Genomic DNA, 24,354 nt, shown 5'->3' on the forward strand with positions numbered 1-24,354 from the left:
GTGATGGCAGGCACCCCATGATCGACGCCCTGGCCCCGATCTTCATCGGCCCGCTGGCCGATTTCGCCGACCGTCTGGTGCTGGCCGATGATCCGCGCCCGGGCGTGCGCGGAGCGGATCTGCTCGACCCCGCCGTGCTGGGCCCGATCCTGGAGCGCTTCGCCCAGCGCTACGACCAGCCGGAGCCGCGGGCGGTGGCCTCGATGTGGGTGAAATTTCATTTCTGGATGCTGCTGACCCCGGTGGTGGCGGCCAGCCTGCTGCTGGAGCACGAGCTGCCGACCGACCTCGACGAGATCGAGGTGATCGTTGCGCCCGACGGGCAGACCACGGCCTTCCGGCTGCCGCATGGCGGCGGCTGGACCACGCCGGTTGACGGGTTCGAGCGGTTCGGGATGCTGGTCGACGGCCATATCGACCCGCTGATCCGGGCGGTCTCAGCACAAAGCGGCGCCTCGGCGAAGGTGCTGTGGAGCAATGTCGGCAACCTGTTCGAGAACCTGCTGCGGCAGATCGAGGCATCCGGCATGGCGCGCGGCCCAGGCCCGGCCCAGGCCCGCGCCCTGATGGCCACCCGCGACTGGCCCGGCCGCCGCGCCAACCCGCTGTTCGAGCCGGTGCGCTATGTCGAGCGCGACGGCCAGCAAAAGAGGCTGCGGCGGGTCTGCTGCATCCGCTATCTGATCCCCAGCCTCGAGCTGTGCTCGACCTGCCCGCTGGTGAAAGCGAGACCGGCATGAACCACGCCGCGCCTGCGGCCGAGACCGATGCCGCGCCCGCGATGTTCGAGCTGTCGCAGGCCGCCTTCGCCGTGGCCGACCGCACCTTGCTGCAGCCGCTGGACCTCACGCTGGCGCCACACCGGGTCACCGGGCTGATCGGCCATAACGGCTCCGGCAAGTCCACCTTGCTGAAGATCCTGGCACGGCAGCAGCCGCCGAGCGCGGGTTCGGTCCGCTTCGAGGGGCGGCCGCTGCGGGACTGGGCCGACCGTGCCTTCGCCCGCCGGGTCGCCTATCTGCCGCAGCAGACGCCACCCGCCTCCGGCCTGCTGGTGCGCGAACTGGTGGCGCTCGGGCGCTATCCCTGGCACGGCGCGCTCGGCCGCTTCGGCTCCGTTGACCGGGAGAAGGTCGAGGAGGCGATGGTGCTGACCGACATCGCCCCCTTCGCCGACCGGCTGGTCGAGACCCTGTCGGGCGGCGAGCGGCAGCGCGCCTGGCTGGCCATGCTGGTGGCGCAGGACGCCGCCTGCCTGCTGCTGGACGAGCCGATCTCCGCCCTCGACATCGCCCATCAGGTCGACGTGCTGGCGCTGGTGCAGCGGCTGAGCCGCAGCAAGGGGCTGGGCGTCGTCGTGGTGCTGCATGACATCAACATGGCGGCGCGGTTCTGCGACGACATCGTGGCGCTGCATTCCGGCCGGCTGATCGCCCGCGGTGCTCCCGACGCCATCCTGCAGCCGGAGCGGCTGCAAGCGATCTATGGCATTCCGATGGGCGTCCTGCCCAACCCGGCCGGCGGACCGCCGATCAGCTATCCGCACTGACCGGCGGGGCCGGAGCCCCCTTCTCCGCCTACTGCGCCGCCACCGCCGGCACGGCATCGGCCCGGCGCAGCGCCTCCCGAACCCCGGACCGGAAGTCCGGGGCGTGGATGATGTCGAGATGCGTGGCGCGCGGCACCCGGGCCAGCGCCGCCACCGGCGCCAGCAGGCTCCAGTCGCGCAGCCGCTCCGGCCGGTGCAGCGAATCCTCCGCCTGCCAGACATGGACCGGCAGGTCGAGCGGCCGGTAGGCGTAGCGCGCGGCGCGCAGCCGCTTGTCCAGCATCGCCCAGAGCTCGAATTCGCGCGAGGTGAGGTCGGGCCCGTCCGCAGGCAGGCCGTCGGCATGGGCCAGGACGTACTCGTCCAGCGCCGCCCGCTCGCTCTCGCCCATCAGCCCGAACAGCGACCGCCATTGCGCCGCCATGGCCGAGCGGCCGAGCCACTGCTCCAGCAGGGCCGCGGACCGCTGCCGCTCCTCCGCCGCCGGCCGCCAATCAGTGCGGAAATCGACGGATTCGAAGACGTCGACCAGGCCCAGGAACTCGACAGCCACCCGGCCCTTCAGGCGATGCGCCGTCTCGAAGGCCAGGTCGCCGCCGGAGGACCAGCCGAGCAGGGCGCAGCGGCCGCCGGCGGTGCGCTCGATATGGGCGGCGAACTCCTCGGCCAGCGCCGCCATGTCGTAGCCGCGCCAGCGCTGCCCCGTATAGACGTGGCTGACGAAGCCGGTGACCGGGCGGTCGCCGCCCAGCGCCGCGACCATCGAGGCGAACTCGGTCGAGTTCACGATCAGCCCGGGCAGGCAATAGAGCGGCACGCCGTCGCCGCCCTGCTGCAGGTGCACGACCTCCGGCCCCTTCGGCGGCTCCGGCGCGATCCGGGACGCAAGGTCGGCCAGGCTGCGGGCGTTCAGGATGTCGGCCAGGGTCAGGGCTTTCCCCCCGGCCAGCCCCTGCTTGCGGATCCGGGCCAGCAGCTTGAGGCTGAGGATCGAATCCCCGCCCAGGGCGAAGAAGTTGTCGTCGCGGCCGATCGCGTCGGTGCCCAGCAGGCCGGACCAGAGGGCGGCCAGCGCCTGCTCGGTCCCCTCCCGCGGCGGCTCGCCGGCCGGCTTCGCCGCCTCGGGCGCCGGCAGCGCCTTGCGGTCGAGTTTGCCGTTGGGGGTGACCGGCAGGGCGTCGAGCCGCACCCAGGCGGCCGGCACCATGTAGTCCGGCAGCCGGGCGGCGAGCCGGGCCTTCACCGCGTCCAGATCCGTGCCGGCCGGCGCCGCGACATAGGCGGCGAGCTGCAGCCTGCCATCCTCCGCCGGCAGCGCCACCACGGCGGCGTCGGCGACGCCGTCGAGGCCGCGCAGCGCCGTCGCCACCTCGCCCGGCTCGACCCGGTAGCCGCGGATCTTCAACTGGTCGTCGGCCCGGCCGAGGAACTCCAGGCTGCCATCGGCCAGCCGCCGCACCCGGTCGCCGGTGCGGTACAACCGGGCGCCGGACGACCCGAAGGGATCGGGCACGAAACGCTCCGCCGTCAGGTCCGGGCGGCCGAGATAGCCACGCGCCACGCCGGGGCCGCCGAGATAGAGCTGCCCCGCCGCCCCGGCCGGCACCGGGCTCAGGTGATCGTCCAGCACATGCGCCGCGGCATCCGGCAGGGGCCGGCCGATCGGCAGCGTGCCGGATGCGCGCCAAGCCTCGGCGGCCGGCTGGCACAGGGCGCCGACGGTGGCCTCGGTCGGGCCGTAATGATTCACCACGCGGCAGGCGGGCGCCAACTCGTGGATCCGCTCCAGCAGCGGCCAGCCGGTGGCCTCGCCGCCCAGCACCAGGGTGTGGGCCGGCAGCGCATCCTGGGGCTGGCGCGCCTGCAGCAGCGCCTGCAGGTGGCTCGGCACGATCTTCAGCACCTCGATGCGCTGCGCCGCCATGTATTCGGCGAAGCGGTCGGGGTCGAAGGCGCGGGCCGGGTCGATCAGGTGCAGCTCGCCGCCGCCGTACAGGGCCCCGTACAGCACGGTGTTGCCGAGATCGGCGGCGACGGTCGACACCATCGCCATCCGCGCGCCATCCGGCAGGCCGAGGACCTGCAGCACGCCACGGGCGTAGTCGGCGACGCCGCCACGGGTGACGACCACGCCCTTGGGCTTGCCGGTCGACCCCGAGGTGTAGATCAGGCAGCCGGCTTGGTCCGACGCCGGCTCGGGCAGCTGCGCCAGAGGTTCATCGGTGCTGTCGTCCAGCGACAGGCGAAGCACCTCGCAGTCGAAGCTTTCAGGCGTCTCGGCATCGACCAGCAGCCAGCGGGCGCCGCTGTCGGCCACCAGCTCGGCCCGCCGCTCCACCGGCGCCGTGGGGTCGAGCGGCAGATAGGCCGCGCCGGCCTTGAGCACGCCGAGGATGCCGAGCACCCATTCCGGTGTCCGCCCCATCTGCAGCGCCACCCGGTCCTCGGGCCGGACGCCGCGGGCGACCAGCCGTCGCGCCAGGCGGTCGGAGGCCTGGTCGAGCTGCGCCCGGTTGTAGGACCGCTCCTCATGCCGGATCGCGACCGCCTCCGGTCGCGCCGCCGCCTGCGCCCGCCAAGCGGCGACCAGATCCGCCGGCGCCTCGCCGTTCACCGGCCCGAACGCGGTGTCCGGCGCCGGGGCCGGCGCAAGATCGACCAGCCGCCGCCCCGGCGCAGCTACAACGGTCTCGGCCAGGGCGGAAAAATCCGCCGCCAGCCGCTCGATCGTCGCCGCGTCGAACACGTCGGTGGTGTAGGCGATGAGGATGTCGATGCCCTCCGCCCGGTCGGTGAAGTCGAGGCTGAGATCGAAATGCGCGGCGCCGCTGCCGAGGCCGCGCAGCGTCATGGCCAGGCCGGCGAAGTCGCCGCCCCCCGGCGCATCGGCCTGCTCGGTGCACTTCACCTGGAACAGCGGATGCACCCCGGCCTGGCGCGGCGGGGCCAGCGCCTCGACCACCATGTCGAAGGGCACGTCGATCCGGGCCTCGGCCGCCAGCAGGCCCTCGCGCACCTGGTCCAGCAGGGCGGCGAAGCCCTGGCGCTGGTCCAGAACCGTGCGCAGCACCGCGACATTGGTGAAGTAGCCGATCATCGGATGCGTCTCGGCCCGGCCGCGATGGGCCAGCGGCGCACCGATGCGAATGTCGTCGCCGCCGCCGTTGCGCGCCAGCAGCAGCTTGAACAGCGCCAGCACGGCCATGAACGTCGAGGCGCCGCGGCTGCGGGCCAGAGCGCGCAGCCCGTCGCTGACCGGCCTGGACAGCCGCGAGTGGTGCGCTGCCCCGGCGTCGCTGCGCTCCTGCGGCCGCGGCCGGTCGAAGGGCAGGTCGAGCGGCGGGTGGCTGGCGCCCAGCGCCTCTTTCCAGGCTTCGAGCTGGCGCGCCTCCTCCCCTGCCTCCAGCCAGCTGCGCTGCCAGGCGGCGTAGTCGGCATAGTGCAGCGCCAGCGGCGGAAGGCCGGCGGATTTGCCGTCGCGCCGGGCCGCGTAGAGGGCGGCAAGGTCGCGGATGAGCAGCCCGATCGACCAGCCGTCGGCGACGATGTGGTGCAGGGCCAGGACCAGCCGGTGCTCGCGCTCGCCCAGCCCATGCAGCTCGAAGCGCAGCAGCGGCCCGGCTTCAAGGTCGAAGGGCTGGCGCGCCAGGGCCTCGGCGAAGGCGTCGCTCTCCACCTCCCCTGCCGCGCGCAGGTCGCGGACGGTGAAGGGCGGCGGCAGCTCGGCATGCAGGCGCTGCACCGGACGGCCTTCGGCGTCGATGCCGAAGGTGGTGCGCAGCGCCTCGTGCCGGGCGACGAGATCGCCGGCCGCCGCCTGCAGCGCCGCGGCGTCGAGATCGCCGGACAGGGACAGGATGCCGGCCATGGTATAGGCCGGGCTGGCCGGGTCGCGCTGCCAGGTCAGCCACAGCCCGCGCCGGGCGTGGGACAACGGCAGGTCGCCGCCGCGCTCGACCGGCACGATCGGCAGGGTGGCGAAATCCACGCCGTGCTCGGCCAGCTTGCCGAGGAAGGCGCGGCGGCGGTCCGGTGCCAGCGCGGCGAAGCGGCGCGCGATCTGCTGAGCGTCGACGGTCATGTCAGGTCCTCGAGTTCGCTCATCCACTTGTCCATCTCGTCCAGGCGCTGCTCGGCAGGCCCGAGGTCCAGGCTGGCGGCCAGCCCGGCGAGGGTGGAATGGTCGAAGAAATGGCGGATCGGCAAGGCCTGGCCGTGCCGCTGCAGCAGCAGCGCCCGCACCTTCATGGCGGCCAGCGAATGTCCGCCGAGTGAGAAGAAGTCATCGTGGCGGGAGACGCGGGCGAGGCCGAGGACGTCGATCCAGATCTGGGCGATGGCGAGTTCGGTCTCACCCTCGGGCTCGGCCCGGCTGTCAGCCGTGCTTTCCCACTCCAGGTCCGGCAGCGCCTTGCGGTCGAGCTTGCCGTTGGCCGAGATCGGCAGCCGCTCCAGCCACAGCAGCCGTGACGGCACCATGTACTCCGGCAGCATCGCCGACAGGTGCTGCTTGATGGCAGCCTCGTCGGGCTGCGCCTCGCCGGCGACATAGCCGACCAGCCGGCCCTCCCGCAGCACCACCACCGCATCCCGGATGTCGGAGTAGGAGCGCAGGCCCGCCTCGATCTCGCCGAGCTCGATCCTGAGGCCGCGCAGCTTCACCTGGTGGTCCAGCCGGCCGAGATACTCGATCGCCCCGTCCGACCGGCGCCGCACCAGGTCGCCCGAGCGGTACATCCGGCTGCCCGATGGACCTTGCGGGTCCGGCACGAACCGGTCCGCCGTCAGGTCCGGACGGCCGAGATAGCCCCGCGCCAGGTTCACCCCGGCGATGTACAGCTCGCCCGACACCCCCTCCGGCACCGGGTTCAGGTCGGCATCGAGAATGTGGATCCGGGTGTTGGCGATGGCATGCCCGATCGGCACGCTGGTCTGTCCGGGCTCGGGACGGCAGGCCCAGACGGTCACGTCGATCGCCGCCTCGGTCGGGCCGTACAGATTGTGCAGCCCGGCCGTGGTCTGCCCCAGCACCGCGTCCTGCAGCTCACGCGGCAGCGCCTCGCCGCTGCAGATGATCCGGCGCAGGCTGCGGCAGGCGGGCAGCTCGCCCGAGGCCGCGAAGGCCCCCAGCATCGACGGCACGAAGTGCAGCGTTGTGATCCCCTCGTCCCGGATCACCCGGCCCAAAGCCTCGGGGTCGCGATGCGCTCCGGGCTCCGCCACCACCAGGCAGGCCCCGGTCATCAACGGCCAGAAGAACTCCCACACCGACACGTCGAAGCCATAGGGCGTCTTCTGCAGCACCCGGTCCCCCGGACCGATGCCGTATTCCGCCTGCATCCATTGCAGCCGGTTCAGCAGCCCCTTGTGGCTGTTGCCCACCGCCTTGGGCTTGCCGGTCGAGCCCGAGGTGGTGATGCAGTAGGCCAGCCCCTCCGGATGCCAAGCCACCGCCGGCGCCTGGTCCGGATAGCCGGACAGGTCCCAGCCCTCCAGCGCCACCACCTCGACGCCCTGCGGCAGCCGGTCGGTGAGATGCGCCTGAGCCAGCACCAGCGTCAGCCCGGTCTCGGCGATGGTGCCGGCCAGCCGCTCGCGCGGATGCTCCGGGTCGAGCGGCAGATACGCCCCACCCGCCTTGGCGATGCCGAGCAGCGCCACGACCATTTCGACCGACCGCTCCGCCGCCACCCCGACCAGCACGTCCGGGCCGACGCCGCGGGCCGCCAGCGCCTGGGCCATCCGATTGGTCCGGCGGTCCAGCTCGGCATAGCTCAGCCGCTCGGCGCCGAACACCAGCGCCTCCGCCTCCGGCGTCGCCCGCGCCTGGCGCTCGATCAGCGCCAGCACGGTCGGGACGGATTCGTAGGCGATCTCCGTCGCGTTCCACTGCAACAGGCGCTGCCGGTCTTCCGCTGCCGGCAGGGCGATGGTGCCCAGGAGTGCATCCGGAGCCTGGGCGAGACCCACCAGCAGCGCCTCGAACTGCCGCATCAGGCTGTCGATGCGGTCCCGGTCGAAGGCATCGCGCCGCCAGCCCCAGCCGATCTCGATGTTGCCGCCGGCCTGCACCGTCAGGGTCAGCGCGTAGTTCGTCGTCTCCAGGTTCGAGACCTCGCCGAAGCGCAGCCCCTGGCTGTGCAGCCCGCGGCTGTCGCGCTCGCGCAGCGCCTGGTCGACCGGGTAGTTCTCGAACACCAGGATCGTGTCGAACAGCGACCGCCCGCCCTGGCCCGCCCAGCCCTGGATCTCATACAACGGCGTGTGCTCGTGCTCGCGCAGCGCCGCATTCTCCGCCTGCAGCTCCCGCAGCCAGCCCCCGACCGTCCGGACCGGGTCCAGCGCCGGCGCCACCGGCAGGGTGTTGATGAACAGCCCCATCATGGCCTCGGCATCCCGCAGCTCCGCCGGGCGCCCCGACACCGTCGCCCCGAACACCACACGACGCTGCCCGGTGACCCGCGACAGCAGCAGCGCCCACGCCCCCTGCAGCAGCGTGTTCAGCGTGACGTGCTCGCGCCGGGCGAAGGCCTTCAGCGCCTCCGTCGCCGCGCCGTCCAGCCGCAGCCTGGCGCTGTCGTGCCCCGGCTGCGCCTCCGGCGCCGGCACGGCCAAGGCCGGCAGCGCCACGGCCAGCAGCGTCGGCTCCTCCACACCGGACAGACGCTCCCGCCAGAAGCTTTGATCCGCCGCCTGGTCCCGCCCGGCGAGCCAGGCGATGTAGTCCCGGTACCGCCCCACCACCGAGGCCGGCGGCTTGCCGTGGTACCGCGTCAACACCTCGCCGATCAGCCGCGACGTACTCCAGCCGTCCAGCAGCAGGTGGTGGCTGGTCAGGATCAGCCGATGCCGCGCCTCCGATGTCCGCACCAGCAGCACCCGCAGCAGCGGCGGCGTGGCCAGGTCGAAGCCGCGCGACCGGTCCGTCGCCGCGAGGTCGGTCAACGCCTGCTCCGGATCCGGCTTGTCCCGCCAGTCCAGATGCTCCACCGGCGACGGCACCCGACGGCGCACCAGCTGCAGCGGCGTGTCGCCCTGCCACAGGAAGCCGGTGCGCAGGATCGCATGGGCCTCCACCGCCGCCTCCCAGGCCCGGCCGAAGCGGCCGGCATCCAGCCCGTCCACATCCACCCGGATCTGCGTCACATACAGCTCCGGCACCTGCAGGCTGTGGAACAGCATCCCCTGCTGCATCGGCGACAGCGGGTACAGGTCCTCGATCTCCTGGGCCGGCACCGGCAGCGCGTCGAGCTCGGCCTGGCTCAGACCGGCCAGCTTCACGTCCGACGGCGTCAGCCCGCCCGCTCCCGGCGCAGAGCACAGCACGACCAGCGCCTCCAGCTCGGACGCGAAGGCCTGCGCCAGCTGTTCGATGGTGCCGGCATCGTGCCGGGCGGCGCTGTACAGCCAGGACAGGCCCAGCACGCCTTCCGCCACCTGGCCGTTCACCACCAGCTCGGCGCCGAGCGGCGAGCCCTCCGACTGGTCCCGGCCCGCGCTCTCCCGCGCCAGGGCGAACGCCCCCGCCGTCACACCGTCGAACCGGCCCAGATAGTTGAACGTCACCGCCGGCCAGGGCAGCCCGGACAGCGACGCCTGCGTCTCGTCCGATCCCATGTGCCGCAGCACGCCATAGCCGAGGCCGCGCTGCGGCACCGCCCGCAGCTGCTCCTTCACCGCCTTCAGCGACGCTTCGAGATCTTCCGCCGGCGTCAGCCGCACCGGGTAGATGCTGGTGAACCAGCCGACCGTCCGGCTCAGGTCCAGCCCGCCCAGCTCCTCCCGGCCATGGCCTTCCAGCGCCACCAGCGCCGAGGCCTGCCCGGTCTGCCGGCACAGCGCCCGTGCCAGCGCCGTCAGCAGCAGGTCCTCCACTCCGGCCCGCCACACCCGCCCCGCCGTCACCAGGCGCTCGGTCAAGGCGGCATCGAAGCGCTGCCGGTGCTCCGCCCGATGCGCCACCGTGTTCTCGCCCGCCGGACGCGCCACCGGGAAGCGCGACGGACCGTCCAGCACAGTTTGCCAGTAGGGCAGCTCCGCCAGCAGTTCCGGGCTCATGGCATGGGCCTGCAGTACCCGGCCCCAGGCGCCGAAGCTGCTGCTCGTCTCCGGCAGGGCGATCGGTTCGTCCGCCACGGCCTGGCCATAGGCCGCCTGCAGGTCCTCCAGCAGGATCCGCCAGGACACCCCGTCCACCACCAGGTGGTGGATCGCCAGGAGCAGGCGCTGCGTGCCGTCCCAGCGCTCCATCAGCACCGCCCGCAGCAGCGGGCCCGCGGCCAGGTCCAGGCTGCGCTGGGCCGCCTCCGCCACCGCAATCTGCCCGGCCTCGTCGGCGACGTTGCGGAGCCACAGCCAGTCCTGCTCCGCCGGATCGGCATAGGCCTGGCTCCAGGCGCCGTCCTGGCCCTGCACGAAGCGCAGCCGCAGCGCGTCGTGATGCGCCACCATCGCCGCGATGGCGCGGCGCAGCGCGTCCGCGTCCAGCCGCTGCCGCGGCGCCAGCAGCACCGCCTGGTTCCAGTGCTGCCACTGCGGGATCGCCTCGGCGAAGAACCAGCGCTGGATCGGCGTCAGCGGCGCCTCGCCCGTCGCCGTCTGCTGCACCGCGACCGCCTCGCGACCGGCCACCGCCGCCAGCCCGCGCACCGTCTGGTGCTCGAACAGCTGCCGCGGCGTCAGCACCAGACCCGCCCGGCGGGCCCGCGACACCACCTGCAGCGACAGGATCGAATCCCCGCCCAGCTCGAAGAAGTTGTCGTCCCGGCCGACCTGCCGCAGCCCCAGAACCTCCGCCCAGATTCCGGCGATCGCCTGCTCCGCGTCGCCCTCCGGCGCCGACCGGGCGGTGCTCTCCCATTCCGGCTCCGGCAGCGCCTTGCGGTCCAGCTTGCCGGTCGGCAGCAGCGGCAGCGCCGGCAGCACCACGATCCGCGACGGCACCATGTAGTCCGGCAGCTGCCCCGCCAGATACGCCTTCAGCGCCGCCTCCAGCCCCTCGCCGGCTTCCGGCGCCGCGACATGCGCCACCAGCCGCTTGCCGCCCGGCGACAACACCGCCGACACCACCGCGCCGCGCACATCCGGGTGCGACAGCAGCCGTGCCTCGACCTCGCCGGGCTCGATCCGGTAGCCCCGGATCTTCACCTGGTGGTCGGCCCGGCCAAGATAGTCGATCGACCCGTCCGGCCGCCACCGCACCACGTCCCCGGTCCGGTACATCCGCGATCCCGGTTCGCCATAGGGGTCCGGCACGAACCGCTCCGCCGTCAGGTCCGCCCGGCCGACATAGCCGCGCGCCAGCCCACTGCCACCGATATAGAGCTCCCCCGCCACCCCCACCGGCACCGGCTGCAGCCTGCCATCCAGCACATAGGCCCGGCGGTCCCCCACCGGACGGCCGATCGGCACATACGCACCATCGCACGCCGTCTCCGACGTCCCCTTCCACACCAAAGGCGTCACCACCGCCTCCGTCGGGCCATAACCGTTGATCAGCGCCCGCGGTCGCAAAGCCCGGCGCACACGGTCGTACCCCGCCGCCGGCATCGCCTCACCGCCGAAGGAGTAGAGGTCGACCGGCGGACACTGGCCGGTCTGCTCGGCCCAGGCCGCCATCTCGTTGATGTAGACCGGCGGGAAGCCGGCATTGGTGACGCCGTGCCGGCCGATCGCCGCCAGCGTCTTCTCCGCCGGCCACAGGCTCTCGTCGCGCAGCACCAGGCTGGCGCCGCAGGTCAGCGCGGTCAGCCAGCGCTCATGCGCGCCGTCGAAGCTGAAGGCGATGAAGTGGAACTCGCGCGACATCTCGTCCATGTCGTAGAGCGGCGAGGTCACCCGGCAATGCATGGCGAGCGGGCCGTGGGCGACGGCGACGCCCTTGGGCTTGCCGGTCGACCCCGAGGTGTAGATCACATAGGCCAGGTTGTCGGCATGCAGCGCCACCGCCGGCCCCGCCTCGGCCTCCCCGGCCTCGACCAGGATCCGCTCCAGACCCTGCGGCAGCCGTCCGGCCAGCGAGGCCTGGGTCAGCACCAGCCGCAACCCGCTGTCGGCCGCGACCTCCGCCAGCCGCGCCGCCGGCGCATCCGGCGCCAGCGGCACATAGGCGCCGCCCGCCTTCAGCACCGCCAGCAGCGCCACCAGCAGCTCCACCGACCGCTCCAGCACCACCCCGATCAGCACATCCGGACCGACGCCGGCCTGCACCAGGCGATGCGCCAGATGGTTGGCCCGCCGGTCGAGCTCACCCCGGCTGACCTCATGGTCGCCGAAGATCACGGAGGTCCGGCCCGGCTCCACCGCCGCCCAATGCGCGATCCAGTCCTGCACCGGACGATACGGCTCGGCCTCGTACGGCTCGGTCTGCCAGGCCGCCAGCTGCGCCAGATCAGCCTCCGCCAGCAGGGAGAGGGAGCCGAGCACGGCACCCTCGTTCCCGGCCATACGGTCGAGCAGCGTGTCGAGATGGCGGGCCAGCGCCTCGATCTGCGCCGGCGCGAAGGAGTCGCGGCGATAGCCATAGGCGATGTCGAGCGTGTCGCCGGCCTGGACCGCAAGCGACAGCGGATAATGCGTCGCCTCCACCGTCTCCGCCGCCACTACCTGCAGGTCGCCGCCGGCGCGCGCGGCATGGTCGATCGGGTAGTTCTCGAACACCAGCAGCGTGTCGAACAGGCCGCCCTGGCCGCCCCAGCGCTGGATATCCGCCAGCGGCGTATGCTCGTGCTCGCGCAGCGCCAGCATGACGTCCTGCGCCTGGCGTAGCCAGTCGCCCACCCGGGCCTCGGGGTCCGGCTGCTGGATCACCGGCAGGGTGTTGATGAACAGGCCCAGCAGCGTCTCGGCGCCCGGCAGCTCGGCCGGGCGGCCGGCGACGGTGGCGCCGAAGGCGACGCTCGGCTGGCCGATGTAGCGCGACAGCAGCAGCGCCCATGCGCCCTGCACCAGCGTGTTCAGGGTGATGCGCTGACGCCGGCAGAAGGCGGCCAGCCGCGCGGTGCGGCCAGCGTCGCAGCGGGTGGCGAGGACGCCGTGCCCGTCGCCCTTCTGCACCGGGGCCGGCAGCGCATCGGCCAGGCGGGTCGGCGCCTCCAGCCTTGCCAGCTGGCCGCGCCAGAAGGCCTCGTCCGCCGCGGCGTCGCGGCCGGCCAGCCAGGCGATGTGGTCGCGGTAGCGGCCCGGGCCGACAGCCGGCGCCGCGCCATGATACTGCGACAGCACCTCGCCGATCAGCCGCGCCGTGCTCCAGCCATCCATCAGGATATGGTGGAAGGTCCAGACCAGCCGGTGCCGGTCCTCCGCCACCTGCAGCAGCAGCACCCGCATCAGCGGCGGTGTCGACAGGTCGAAGCCGCGCTCGCGCTCCCAGCGGGCGATCTCGGCGATCCCCGGCTCGTCGAGGCCGCTGCCGTCGCGGATCTCGACCGGCACGGACCCGCTGCGCCGCACCAGCTGCAGCGGCGCGGGGCCGTCCCACAGGAAGCCCGTGCGCAGGATGTCGTGCCGCGCGATCGCCGCCTCCCAGGCGCGGACGAAGCGGCCGGCGTTGAACGGCCCGTCGAAGGTCGCCAGCACTTGGTTGACGTAGAGCCCCGCCTCCGGCGCGTGCAGGGCGTGGAACAGCAGCCCCTGCTGCAGCGGCGACAGCGGATAGGCGTCGGCGATCTCCGCGGCCGGGACTGGCAGCGCATCGATCTGCGCCTGGGTCAGCCCGGCCAACGGCAGGTCCGACGGCGTCAGGCGCTCTGCCCTCTCGGTGACGACCGTCGAGGCCGGACCGGGTGTCGGTGCCGTCCCCCGGCGCGCCGCCGCGGCCAGGGCCCGCACGGTCTGGTGCTGGAAGGTGTCGCGGAGGGTCAGGACCAGCCCCTGCCGCCGGGCGCGGGCGATTACCTGCAGGGAGAGGATCGAATCCCCGCCCCGATCGAAGAAATTGTCGTCACGGCCCACCTGGCGCAGCCCCAGAACCTCCGCCCAGATCCCGGCGATCGCCTGCTCCGCATCGCCCTCCGGCTCGGCCAGCGCCTCGGTCTCGCTCTCCCATTCCGGGTCCGGCAGCGCCTTGCGGTCGAGCTTGCCGTTGGCCGAGAGCGGCAGCCGCTCCAGCCACAGCAGCCTGGAGGGAACCATGTACTCCGGCAGCAGCGCCGCGAGGTGCTGCTTGATGGCAGCCTCGTCGGGCTGCGCCTCGCCGGCGACATAGCCGACCAGCCGGCCGTCGCGCAGCACCACCACGGCTTCCCGGATGCCGGAGTAGGAGCGCAGGCCCGCCTCGATCTCGCCGAGCTCGATCCTGAGGCCGCGCAGCTTCACCTGGTGGTCCAGACGGCCGAGATACTCGATCGCACCGTCCCCGCGTCGCCGCACCAGGTCGCCCGAGCGGTACATCCGGCTGCCCGATGGGCCTTGCGGGTCCGGCACGAACCGGTCCGCCGTCAGGTCCGGGCGGCCGAGATAGCCCCGCGCCAGGTTCACCCCGGCGATGTACAGCTCGCCCGACACCCCCTCCGGCACCGGGTTCAGGTCGGCATCGAGAATGTGGATCCGGGTGTTGGCGATGGCATGCCCGATCGGCACGCTGGTCTGTCCGGGCTCGGGACGGCAGGCCCAGACGGTCACGTCGATCGCCGCCTCGGTCGGGCCGTACAGATTGTGCAGCCCGGCCGTGGTCTGCCCCAGCACCGCGTCCTGCAGCTCACGCGGCAGCGCCTCGCCGCTGCAGATGATCCGGCGCAGGCTGCGGCACGCCGGCAGCTCGCCCGAGGCCGCGAAGGCCCCCAGCATCGACGGCACGAAGTGCAGCGTCGTGATCCCCTCCGCCTGGATCACCCGGCCCAAGGCCTCGGGGTCGCGATGCGCTCCGGGCTCCGCCACCACCAGGCAGGCCCCGGTCAATCAACGGCCAGAAGAATTCCCACACCGACACGTCGAAGCCGTAGGGCGTCTTCTGCAGCACCCGGTCCCCCGGACCGATGCCGTATTCCGCCTGCATCCATTGCAGCCGGTTGAGCAGCCCCTTGTGGCTGTTGCCCACCGCCTTGGGCTTGCCGGTCGAGCCCGAGGTCGTGATGCAGTAGGCCAGACCCTCCGGATGCCAAGCCACCGCCGGCGCCTGGTCCGGATAGCCGGACAGGTCCCAGCCCTCCAGCGCCACCACCTCGACGCCCTGCGGCAGCCGGTCGGTGAGATGCGCCTGAGCCAGCACCAGCGTCAGCCCGGTCTCGGCGATGGTGCCGGCCAGCCGCTCGCGCGGATGCTCCGGGTCGAGCGGCAGATACGCCCCACCCGCCTTGGCGATGCCGAGCAGCGCCACGACCATCTCGACCGACCGCTCCGCCGCCACCCCGACCAGCACATCGGGTCCGACGCCGCGCGCCGCCAGCGCCTGGGCCAGCCGGTTGGTCCGGCGGTCCAGCTCGGCATAGCTCAGCCGCTCGGCGCCGAACACCAGCGCCTCCGCCTCCGGCGTCGCCCGCGCCTGGCGCTCGATCAGCGCCAGCACGGTCGGGACGGATTCGTAGGCGATCTCCGTCGCGTTCCACTGCGACAGGCGCTGCCGGTCCGCATCGGTCTGCAGGTCCAGCCGCGCCAGCGGCCGGTCGGGATGCGCCACGGCCTGCTGCAGCTGTCGGAGGAAACTGTCGCGCCAGCGCTCCACCGTCGACCGGTCGAACAGCTCGGTGGCGAAGTCCAGCTCGGCGGAGATCCGCCCGGCCTCATCCTCCGCCGTGGTCAGGCTCAGGTCGAACTGGGCGCTGCCGCCGGGCCGCCCCAGGGTCTCGGCCCGCACGTCACCGAGGCGCAGCGCGACCGCGTCGCGGCGCCGTCCGTGCTGCATCATCACCTGGAACAGCGGGTTGCGGCTCAGGCTGCGCTCGGGGTTCAGCGCCTCGACCAGCCGCTCGAAGGGCAGCGCCTGATGCGACTGGGCAGCCAGCGCCGTGTCGCGCACCGCTGCCAGCAGCGACCGGAAATCCGCCCGGCCGTCAACCCGGACCGGCAGCACCTGGGTGTTGACGAAGCAGCCGATCACCGCCTCGATATCCTGGCGCTGGCGGTTGGCCACGGGCACGCCGACGCGCAGCTCGTCCTGCCCGCCGAGCCGCCGCAGCAGCGCGGAGAAGCCGGCCAGCAGCACCATGAACAGGGTCGCGCCCTGCTGCTGCGCCAGCGCGCGCAGCGATGCGGAAAGATCGTCCGGCAGGTCGAAGGCGACGGTGCCGCCGCGCCAGCTCGGCTCGGTCGGCCGCGGCCGGTCGGCCGGCAGCTCCAGCACCGGCTGCTCGGAACCGAGCCGCTCGAGCCAGGAGGCGAGCAGCCGCTCGCCCTCGCCGGCCTCCATCACCTGGCGCTGCCAGACCGCATAGTCGGCGTACTGGATCCCGGATGCCCCAGCCTGCGGCCGGCCCGACCGGTGGTCGTCGTAGCCGCGGGCCAGATCCTCGACCAGCAGGTCGAGCGCCCAGCCATCGGCGACGATGTGGTGCAGGGTCAGCAGCAGCACATGCTCGTCAGCCGCCAGCGTGACCAGAGTGGCGCGCAGCAGCGGTCCGGCCGTGAGGTCGAAGCTCCGCCGCGCCTCGGCCGCCGAGATCTCGTCGAGCCGCCCCTGCCGCTCGGTCTCCGCCACCGCCGACAGGTCGACGCGCGCAAGATCCACCGGCCCCGGCGGCAGGATGCGCTGCCGCGGCTCGCCCTCGGCTTCCGGGAAGACGGTGCGCAGCGCCTCGTGCCGGGCGACCAGCCCATCCAGCGCCGCCTGCAGCGCGGCCGGGTCGAGATTGCCCGACAGGCGCAGGCCGCCGGTGATGTGGTAGGCCGTGCTCTCCGGCTCGAGCTGCCACAGCAGCCAGAGGCGGCGCTGGGCGTGGGACAGCGGCAGATCGCCGTCGCGCGGTACCGGCACGATCGGCAGCCGCTGGGCGCTGATGCCCTTGGCGTCGAGCTGGGCCAGGAACTGCCGGCGCTTGTCGGCCGGCAGGGCGGCGACGCGCTCGGCGATCGCGCGCATCGGGTCGGCCGGCGGCACGGTCATGTCGTTCATTCGGGCAGCTCCAGCGCGTCCAAGAGGTCGGACATCGCATCCAGTTCCGCCGCGGCGTTGCCGCGGCCGTGTCGATCGATCAGCGCAGCCAGGCCGGCGATGGTGCGGGCTTCGAACAGCGCCGCCAGCGGCAGCTCCACCGCCAGGGTCTGACGCAGCCGCGACACCATCCTGGTCGCCAGCAGCGAATGTCCGCCGAGTGAGAAGAAGTCATCGTGGCGGGAGACGCGGGCGAGGCCGAGGACGTCGATCCAGATCTGGGCGATGGCGAGTTCGGTCTCACCCTCGGGCTCGGCCCGGCTGTCAGCCGTGCTTTCCCACTCCAGGTCCGGCAGCGCCTTGCGGTCGAGCTTGCCGTTGGCCGAGATCGGCAGCCGCTCCAGCCACAGCAGCCGTGACGGCACCATGTACTCCGGCAGCATCGCCGACAGGTGCTGCTTGATGGCAGCCTCGTCGGGCTGCGCCTCGCCGGCGACATAGCCGACCAGCCGGCCCTCCCGCAGCACCACCACCGCATCCCGGATGTCGGAGTAGGAGCGCAGGCCCGCCTCGATCTCGCCGAGCTCGATCCTGAGGCCGCGCAGCTTCACCTGGTGGTCCAGCCGGCCGAGATACTCGATCGCCCCGTCCGACCGGCGCCGCACCAGGTCGCCCGAGCGGTACATCCGGCTGCCCGATGGACCTTGCGGGTCCGGCACGAACCGGTCCGCCGTCAGGTCCGGACGGCCGAGATAGCCCCGCGCCAGGTTCACCCCGGCGATGTACAGCTCGCCCGACACCCCCTCCGGCACCGGGTTCAGGTCGGCATCGAGAATGTGGATCCGGGTGTTGGCGATGGCATGCCCGATCGGCACGCTGGTCTGTCCGGGCTCGGGACGGCAGGCCCAGACGGTCACGTCGATCGCCGCCTCGGTCGGGCCGTACAGATTGTGCAGCCCGGCCGTGGTCTGCCCCAGCACCGCGTCCTGCAGCTCACGCGGCAGCGCCTCGCCGCTGCAGATGATCCGGCGCAGGCTGCGGCAGGCGGGCAGCTCGCCCGAGGCCGCGAAGGCCCCCAGCATCGACGGCACGAAGTGCAGCGTTGTGATCCCCTCGTCCCGGATCACCCGGCCCAAAGCCTCGGGGTCGCGATGCGCTCCGGGCTCCGCCACCACCAGGCAGGCCCCGGTCATCAACGGCCAGAAGAACTCCCACACCGACACGTCGAAGCCATAGGGCGTCTTCTGCAGCACCCGGTCCCCCGGACCGATGCCGTATTCCGCCTGCATCCATTGCAGCCGGTTCAGCAGCCCCTTGTGGCTGTTGCCCACCGCCTTGGGCTTGCCGGTCGAGCCCGAGGTGGTGATGCAGTAGGCCAGCCCCTCCGGATGCCAAGCCACCGCCGGCGCCTGGTCCGGATAGCCGGACAGGTCCCAGCCCTCCAGCGCCACCACCTCGACGCCCTGCGGCAGCCGGTCGGTGAGATGCGCCTGAGCCAGCACCAGCGTCAGCCCGGTCTCGGCGATGGTGCCGGCCAGCCGCTCGCGCGGATGCTCCGGGTCGAGCGGCAGATACGCCCCACCCGCCTTGGCGATGCCGAGCAGCGCCACGACCATTTCGACCGACCGCTCCGCCGCCACCCCGACCAGCACGTCCGGGCCGACGCCGCGGGCCGCCAGCGCCTGGGCCATCCGATTGGTCCGGCGGTCCAGCTCGGCATAGCTCAGCCGCTCGGCGCCGAACACCAGCGCCTCCGCCTCCGGCGTCGCCCGCGCCTGGCGCTCGATCAGCGCCAGCACGGTCGGGACGGATTCGTAGGCGATCTCCGTCGCGTTCCACTGCAACAGGCGCTGCCGGTCTTCCGCTGCCGGCAGGGCGATGGTGCCCAGGAGTGCATCCGGAGCCTGGGCGAGACCCACCAGCAGCGCCTCGAACTGCCGCATCAGGCTGTCGATGCGGTCCCGGTCGAAGGCATCGCGCCGCCAGCCCCAGCCGATCTCGATGTTGCCGCCGGCCTGCACCGTCAGGGTCAGCGCGTAGTTCGTCGTCTCCAGGTTCGAGACCTCGCCGAAGCGCAGCCCCTGGCTGTGCAGCCCGCGGCTGTCGCGCTCGCGCAGCGCCTGGTCGACCGGGTAGTTCTCGAACACCAGGATCGTGTCGAACAGCGACCGCCCGCCCTGGCCCGCCCAGCCCTGGATCTCATACAACGGCGTGTGCTCGTGCTCGCGCAGCGCCGCATTCTCCGCCTGCAGCTCCCGCAGCCAGCCCCCGACCGTCCGGACCGGGTCCAGCGCCGGCGCCACCGGCAGGGTGTTGATGAACAGCCCCATCATGGCCTCGGCATCCCGCAGCTCCGCCGGGCGCCCCGACACCGTCGCCCCGAACACCACACGACGCTGCCCGGTGACCCGCGACAGCAGCAGCGCCCACGCCCCCTGCAGCAGCGTGTTCAGCGTGACGTGCTCGCGCCGGGCGAAGGCCTTCAGCGCCTCCGTCGCCGCGCCGTCCAGCCGCAGCCTGGCGCTGTCGTGCCCCGGCTGCGCCTCCGGCGCCGGCACGGCCAAGGCCGGCAGCGCCACGGCCAGCAGCGTCGGCTCCTCCACACCGGACAGACGCTCCCGCCAGAAGCTTTGATCCGCCGCCTGGTCCCGCCCGGCGAGCCAGGCGATGTAGTCCCGGTACCGCCCCACCACCGAGGCCGGCGGCTTGCCGTGGTACCGCGTCAACACCTCGCCGATCAGCCGCGACGTACTCCAGCCGTCCAGCAGCAGGTGGTGGCTGGTCAGGATCAGCCGATGCCGCGCCTCCGATGTCCGCACCAGCAGCACCCGCAGCAGCGGCGGCGTGGCCAGGTCGAAGCCGCGCGACCGGTCCGTCGCCGCGAGGTCGGTCAACGCCTGCTCCGGATCCGGCTTGTCCCGCCAGTCCAGATGCTCCACCGGCGACGGCACCCGACGGCGCACCAGCTGCAGCGGCGTGTCGCCCTGCCACAGGAAGCCGGTGCGCAGGATCGCATGGGCCTCCACCGCCGCCTCCCAGGCCCGGCCGAAGCGGCCGGCATCCAGCCCGTCCACATCCACCCGGATCTGCGTCACATACAGCTCCGGCACCTGCAGGCTGTGGAACAGCATCCCCTGCTGCATCGGCGACAGCGGGTACAGGTCCTCGATCTCCTGGGCCGGCACCGGCAGCGCGTCGAGCTCGGCCTGGCTCAGACCGGCCAGCTTCACGTCCGACGGCGTCAGCCCGCCCGCTCCCGGCGCAGAGCACAGCACGACCAGCGCCTCCAGCTCGGACGCGAAGGCCTGCGCCAGCTGTTCGATGGTGCCGGCATCGTGCCGGGCGGCGCTGTACAGCCAGGACAGGCCCAGCACGCCTTCCGCCACCTGGCCGTTCACCACCAGCTCGGCGCCGAGCGGCGAGCCCTCCGACTGGTCCCGGCCCGCGCTCTCCCGCGCCAGGGCGAACGCCCCCGCCGTCACACCGTCGAACCGGCCCAGATAGTTGAACGTCACCGCCGGCCAGGGCAGCCCGGACAGCGACGCCTGCGTCTCGTCCGATCCCATGTGCCGCAGCACGCCATAGCCGAGGCCGCGCTGCGGCACCGCCCGCAGCTGCTCCTTCACCGCCTTCAGCGACGCTTCGAGATCTTCCGCCGGCGTCAGCCGCACCGGGTAGATGCTGGTGAACCAGCCGACCGTCCGGCTCAGGTCCAGCCCGCCCAGCTCCTCCCGGCCATGGCCTTCCAGCGCCACCAGCGCCGAGGCCTGCCCGGTCTGCCGGCACAGCGCCCGTGCCAGCGCCGTCAGCAGCAGGTCCTCCACTCCGGCCCGCCACACCCGCCCCGCCGTCACCAGGCGCTCGGTCAAGGCGGCATCGAAGCGCTGCCGGTGCTCCGCCCGATGCGCCACCGTGTTCTCGCCCGCCGGACGCGCCACCGGGAAGCGCGACGGACCGTCCAGCACAGTTTGCCAGTAGGGCAGCTCCGCCAGCAGTTCCGGGCTCATGGCATGGGCCTGCAGTACCCGGCCCCAGGCGCCGAAGCTGCTGCTCGTCTCCGGCAGGGCGATCGGTTCGTCCGCCACGGCCTGGCCATAGGCCGCCTGCAGGTCCTCCAGCAGGATCCGCCAGGACACCCCGTCCACCACCAGGTGGTGGATCGCCAGGAGCAGGCGCTGCGTGCCGTCCCAGCGCTCCATCAGCACCGCCCGCAGCAGCGGGCCCGCGGCCAGGTCCAGGCTGCGCTGGGCCGCCTCCGCCACCGCAATCTGCCCGGCCTCGTCGGCGACGTTGCGGAGCCACAGCCAGTCCTGCTCCGCCGGATCGGCATAGGCCTGGCTCCAGGCGCCGTCCTGGCCCTGCACGAAGCGCAGCCGCAGCGCGTCGTGATGCGCCACCATCGCCGCGATGGCGCGGCGCAGCGCGTCCGCGTCCAGCCGCTGCCGCGGCGCCAGCAGCACCGCCTGGTTCCAGTGCTGCCACTGCGGGATCGCCTCGGCGAAGAACCAGCGCTGGATCGGCGTCAGCGGCGCCTCGCCCGTCGCCGTCTGCTGCACCGCGACCGCCTCGCGACCGGCCACCGCCGCCAGCCCGCGCACCGTCTGGTGCTCGAACAGCTGCCGCGGCGTCAGCACCAGACCCGCCCGGCGGGCCCGCGACACCACCTGCAGCGACAGGATCGAATCCCCGCCCAGCTCGAAGAAGTTGTCGTCCCGGCCGACCTGCCGCAGCCCCAGAACCTCCGCCCAGATTCCGGCGATCGCCTGCTCCGCGTCGCCCTCCGGCGCCGACCGGGCGGTGCTCTCCCATTCCGGCTCCGGCAGCGCCTTGCGGTCCAGCTTGCCGGTCGGCAGCAGCGGCAGCGCCGGCAGCACCACGATCCGCGACGGCACCATGTAGTCCGGCAGCTGCCCCGCCAGATACGCCTTCAGCGCCGCCTCCAGCCCCTCGCCGGCTTCCGGCGCCGCGACATGCGCCACCAGCCGCTTGCCGCCCGGCGACAACACCGCCGACACCACCGCGCCGCGCACATCCGGGTGCGACAGCAGCCGTGCCTCGACCTCGCCGGGCTCGATCCGGTAGCCCCGGATCTTCACCTGGTGGTCGGCCCGGCCAAGATAGTCGATCGACCCGTCCGGCCGCCACCGCACCACGTCCCCGGTCCGGTACATCCGCGATCCCGGTTCGCCATAGGGGTCCGGCACGAACCGCTCCGCCGTCAGGTCCGCCCGGCCGACATAGCCGCGCGCCAGCCCACTGCCACCGATATAGAGCTCCCCCGCCACCCCCACCGGCACCGGCTGCAGCCTGCCATCCAGCACATAGGCCCGGCGGTCCCCCACCGGACGGCCGATCGGCACATACGCACCATCGCACGCCGTCTCCGACGTCCCCTTCCACACCAAAGGCGTCACCACCGCCTCCGTCGGGCCATAACCGTTGATCAGCGCCCGCGGTCGCAAAGCCCGGCGTACACGGTCGTACCCCGCCGCCGGCATCGCCTCCCCACCGAAGGAGATCAGCTCCAGCGGCGGCGTTCCGTCCGCATCCGAAGAGGCGGCGAGCTCGGCGAGATAGGCGGGAGTGAAATCCGCGTTGGTCGCGTGGTGGCGACGGATGGCGGCCAGCGCCTGGTCCGCCGTCCACAGCCCCTCGGAGGACAGGACCAGGCTGCCCCCGGAGCCGAGCGCCGTCAGCCAACGCTCATGCGCCGCATCGAAGCTGAAGGACAGGGAATGGAACTCGCGAACCCTCTCGCCGAGGCCGAACAGCGCGGTGACGGCGCGGCAATGCATGGCGAGCGGGCCGTGGGCGACGGCGACGCCCTTGGGCTTGCCGGTCGAGCCCGAGGTGTAGATCACATAGGCCAGGTTGTCGGCATGCAGCGCCACCGCCGGCCCCGCCTCGGCCTCACCAGCCTCGACCAGGATCCGCTCCAGATCCTGCGGCAGCCGCCCGGCCAGCGACGCCTGGGTCAGCACCAGGCGCAGCCCGCTATCCGCCGCCACCTCGGCCAGCCGCGCCGCCGGCGCATCCGGCGCCAGCGGCACATAGGCGCCGCCCGCCCTCAGCACCGCCAGCAGCGCCACCAGCAGCTCGACCGACCGTTCCAGCACCACTCCGACCAGCACGTCCGGCCCGATCCCGGCCTGTACCAGCCGATGGGCCAGATGGTTGGCCCGCCGGTCCAGCTCGCCCCGGCTGACCTCACGGTCGCCGAAGATCACCGCCGTCCGGCCCGGCTCGGCCGCCGCCCAATGCGCGATCCAGTCCTGCACCGGACGATACGGCTCCGCCTCGTACGGCTCGGTCTGCCACGCCACGAGTTGGGCGAGATCCGTCTCCGCCAGCAAGGAGAGGGCTTCCACCGGCGCATCCGGCAAGGCCGTCACTTGCCGCAGCACGGTGACGAAATGCGTGCTCCAGCGAGCCACGGTGGCGCGGTCGAACAGCGCGGCATCGTATTCGAGCTGGCAATCGATGCCGCGCCCGTCCGCGGCCACGTCCAGCGACAGGTCGAACTGGGCGCTGCCGGTGTCGATGTCGATCAGCTCGGCCGTCACCCCGTCCAGCGCCAGCGGTGCCGCGTCGCGGGTGGGCCGAAAGTTGAACAGCGACTGGAACAGCGGCGTGTGCCGCGCGTCGCGGGCGATGCCGAGACCATCCAGCAGCAGCTCGAACGGCACATCGGCCTGGTCGAGCGCAGCCATCGCCTCGCCGCGCAGCCGGCGGCACAGCGCCCGGACGCTCAGGTACGGATCGAGCCGGACGCGGTAGACCTGGGTGTTGACGAAGAAGCCGAGCAGGTCCTGGACCTCGGCCCGGCCGCGCGCGGCGTTCGGCACTCCGACCGCGAAATCCGGCTGGCCAGAGAGCCGGCCAAGCAGCAGTTGCCAGGCGGCCAGCAGCACCACGAAGGGGGTGCAGTTCTCCTCCCGGCACAGAGCTTGGACCGACCGAACCAGGTCCGGCGGCAGCGCGAAATCGATCCGGCCGCCGGGACGGTTGCCCTCGGCGTCGCGCGGCCGATCGGTCGGCAGCGCCAGCACCGGCACGTCGCCGCCGAGATATTCCTTCCATCGCGCCAGGGCCTGGTCGCGGCGGTCGCCGGCGAAGCGCCGGCGCTGCCAGACGGCGTAGTCGGCGTAGTGGAGCGCCTGGGCGGGCAGCGGCCGGCCCCGGCGGGACGGGTCGCGCAGCGCTTCGCCATAGGCCTGGGCGAGGTCGCGCACCAGCACGGCGGCCGACCAGGCGTCAACGACGATGTGGTGCATCACCAGCAGCAGCACCCATTCGCCGTCATCGCCGCGCGGTTCACCGCGCCGAGCCAGGGCGACGCGCAGCAGCGGCGGCCGGGCGAGGTCGAAGGGCCGGCGCACCCGCGCCTGCAGCCAGGCCGACAGCGCCTGCTCAGCCCCCGACACTTCGGCCGCGGGCAGCACGGCATGTTCGATCGCGACATCGACCCGCGGCAGCACCACCTGCCGCGGCTCGCCCTCCCCGCCCTCGAAGCGGGTGCGCAGCACGGCGTGGCGCTCAACCAGGCGGCGGAATGTGGCCTCCAGCGCCGGCACATCCAGCCGCCCCCGCAGCCGCAGCGCGCGGACCGAGTTGTAGGCCGCACCCTCCGGGTCGTAGTGCTGCAGGAACCACAGGCGCTGCTGCTGGAAGGACAGCGGGGCCGAGGCCCCGCCGTCGCGCGGGCGGATCGCATCCGGGTCCGCGACGTCGTCGTCCAGCAGCAGCGCGAGCAGCGCGTCGGCGTCGATATCGTTCATGG

At 72.9% G+C, this 24,354-nt stretch carries 5 protein-coding genes and 1 pseudogene; 2 read left to right on the forward strand and 4 right to left on the reverse strand.

What is annotated here, in order from left to right:
• The first annotated feature begins 17 nt into the window (after positions 1–17).
• Positions 18–740 (forward strand): siderophore-iron reductase FhuF, encoded by a 723-nt coding sequence (gene fhuF, locus QFZ27_RS31305; protein ID WP_429230373.1) that lies wholly within the window; start codon positions 18–20, stop codon positions 738–740.
• The gene (locus QFZ27_RS31310; protein WP_429230374.1) at positions 737–1,549 is read left to right on the forward strand and encodes an ATP-binding cassette domain-containing protein; all 813 of its coding nucleotides are present in this window, start codon (positions 737–739) and stop codon (positions 1,547–1,549) included. The genes fhuF and QFZ27_RS31310 overlap by 4 nt, the downstream gene beginning before the upstream one ends.
• A gap of 28 nt (positions 1,550–1,577) precedes the next feature.
• Here the strand turns inward: QFZ27_RS31310 and QFZ27_RS31315 are convergent, their stop codons facing one another.
• From QFZ27_RS31315 to QFZ27_RS31330, 4 genes and pseudogenes are all read right to left on the reverse strand, one after another.
• The gene (locus tag QFZ27_RS31315; protein WP_429230375.1) at positions 1,578–5,630 is read right to left on the reverse strand and encodes an amino acid adenylation domain-containing protein; all 4,053 of its coding nucleotides are present in this window, start codon (positions 5,628–5,630) and stop codon (positions 1,578–1,580) included.
• Complete coding sequence (locus QFZ27_RS31320) at positions 5,627–14,446, reverse strand: amino acid adenylation domain-containing protein (protein WP_429230376.1); 8,820 nt, start codon at positions 14,444–14,446, stop codon at positions 5,627–5,629. Before QFZ27_RS31320 ends, QFZ27_RS31315 begins: the two co-directional genes overlap by 4 nt.
• 58 nt (positions 14,447–14,504) lie before the next feature.
• Positions 14,505–16,595: pseudogene (locus QFZ27_RS31325) on the reverse strand (condensation domain-containing protein); the annotation flags it as partial.
• Positions 16,592–24,352: an amino acid adenylation domain-containing protein gene (locus tag QFZ27_RS31330; protein ID WP_429230377.1), complete on the reverse strand. Its 7,761-nt coding sequence runs from the start codon at positions 24,350–24,352 to the stop codon at positions 16,592–16,594. The pseudogene QFZ27_RS31325 and the gene QFZ27_RS31330, both read right to left, overlap by 4 nt.
• Positions 24,353–24,354: the final 2 nt, after the last annotated feature.

It is taken from the genome of Inquilinus ginsengisoli (genome assembly GCF_050434925.1).
Lineage (GTDB): Bacteria > Pseudomonadota > Alphaproteobacteria > DSM-16000 > Inquilinaceae > Inquilinus > Inquilinus ginsengisoli_B.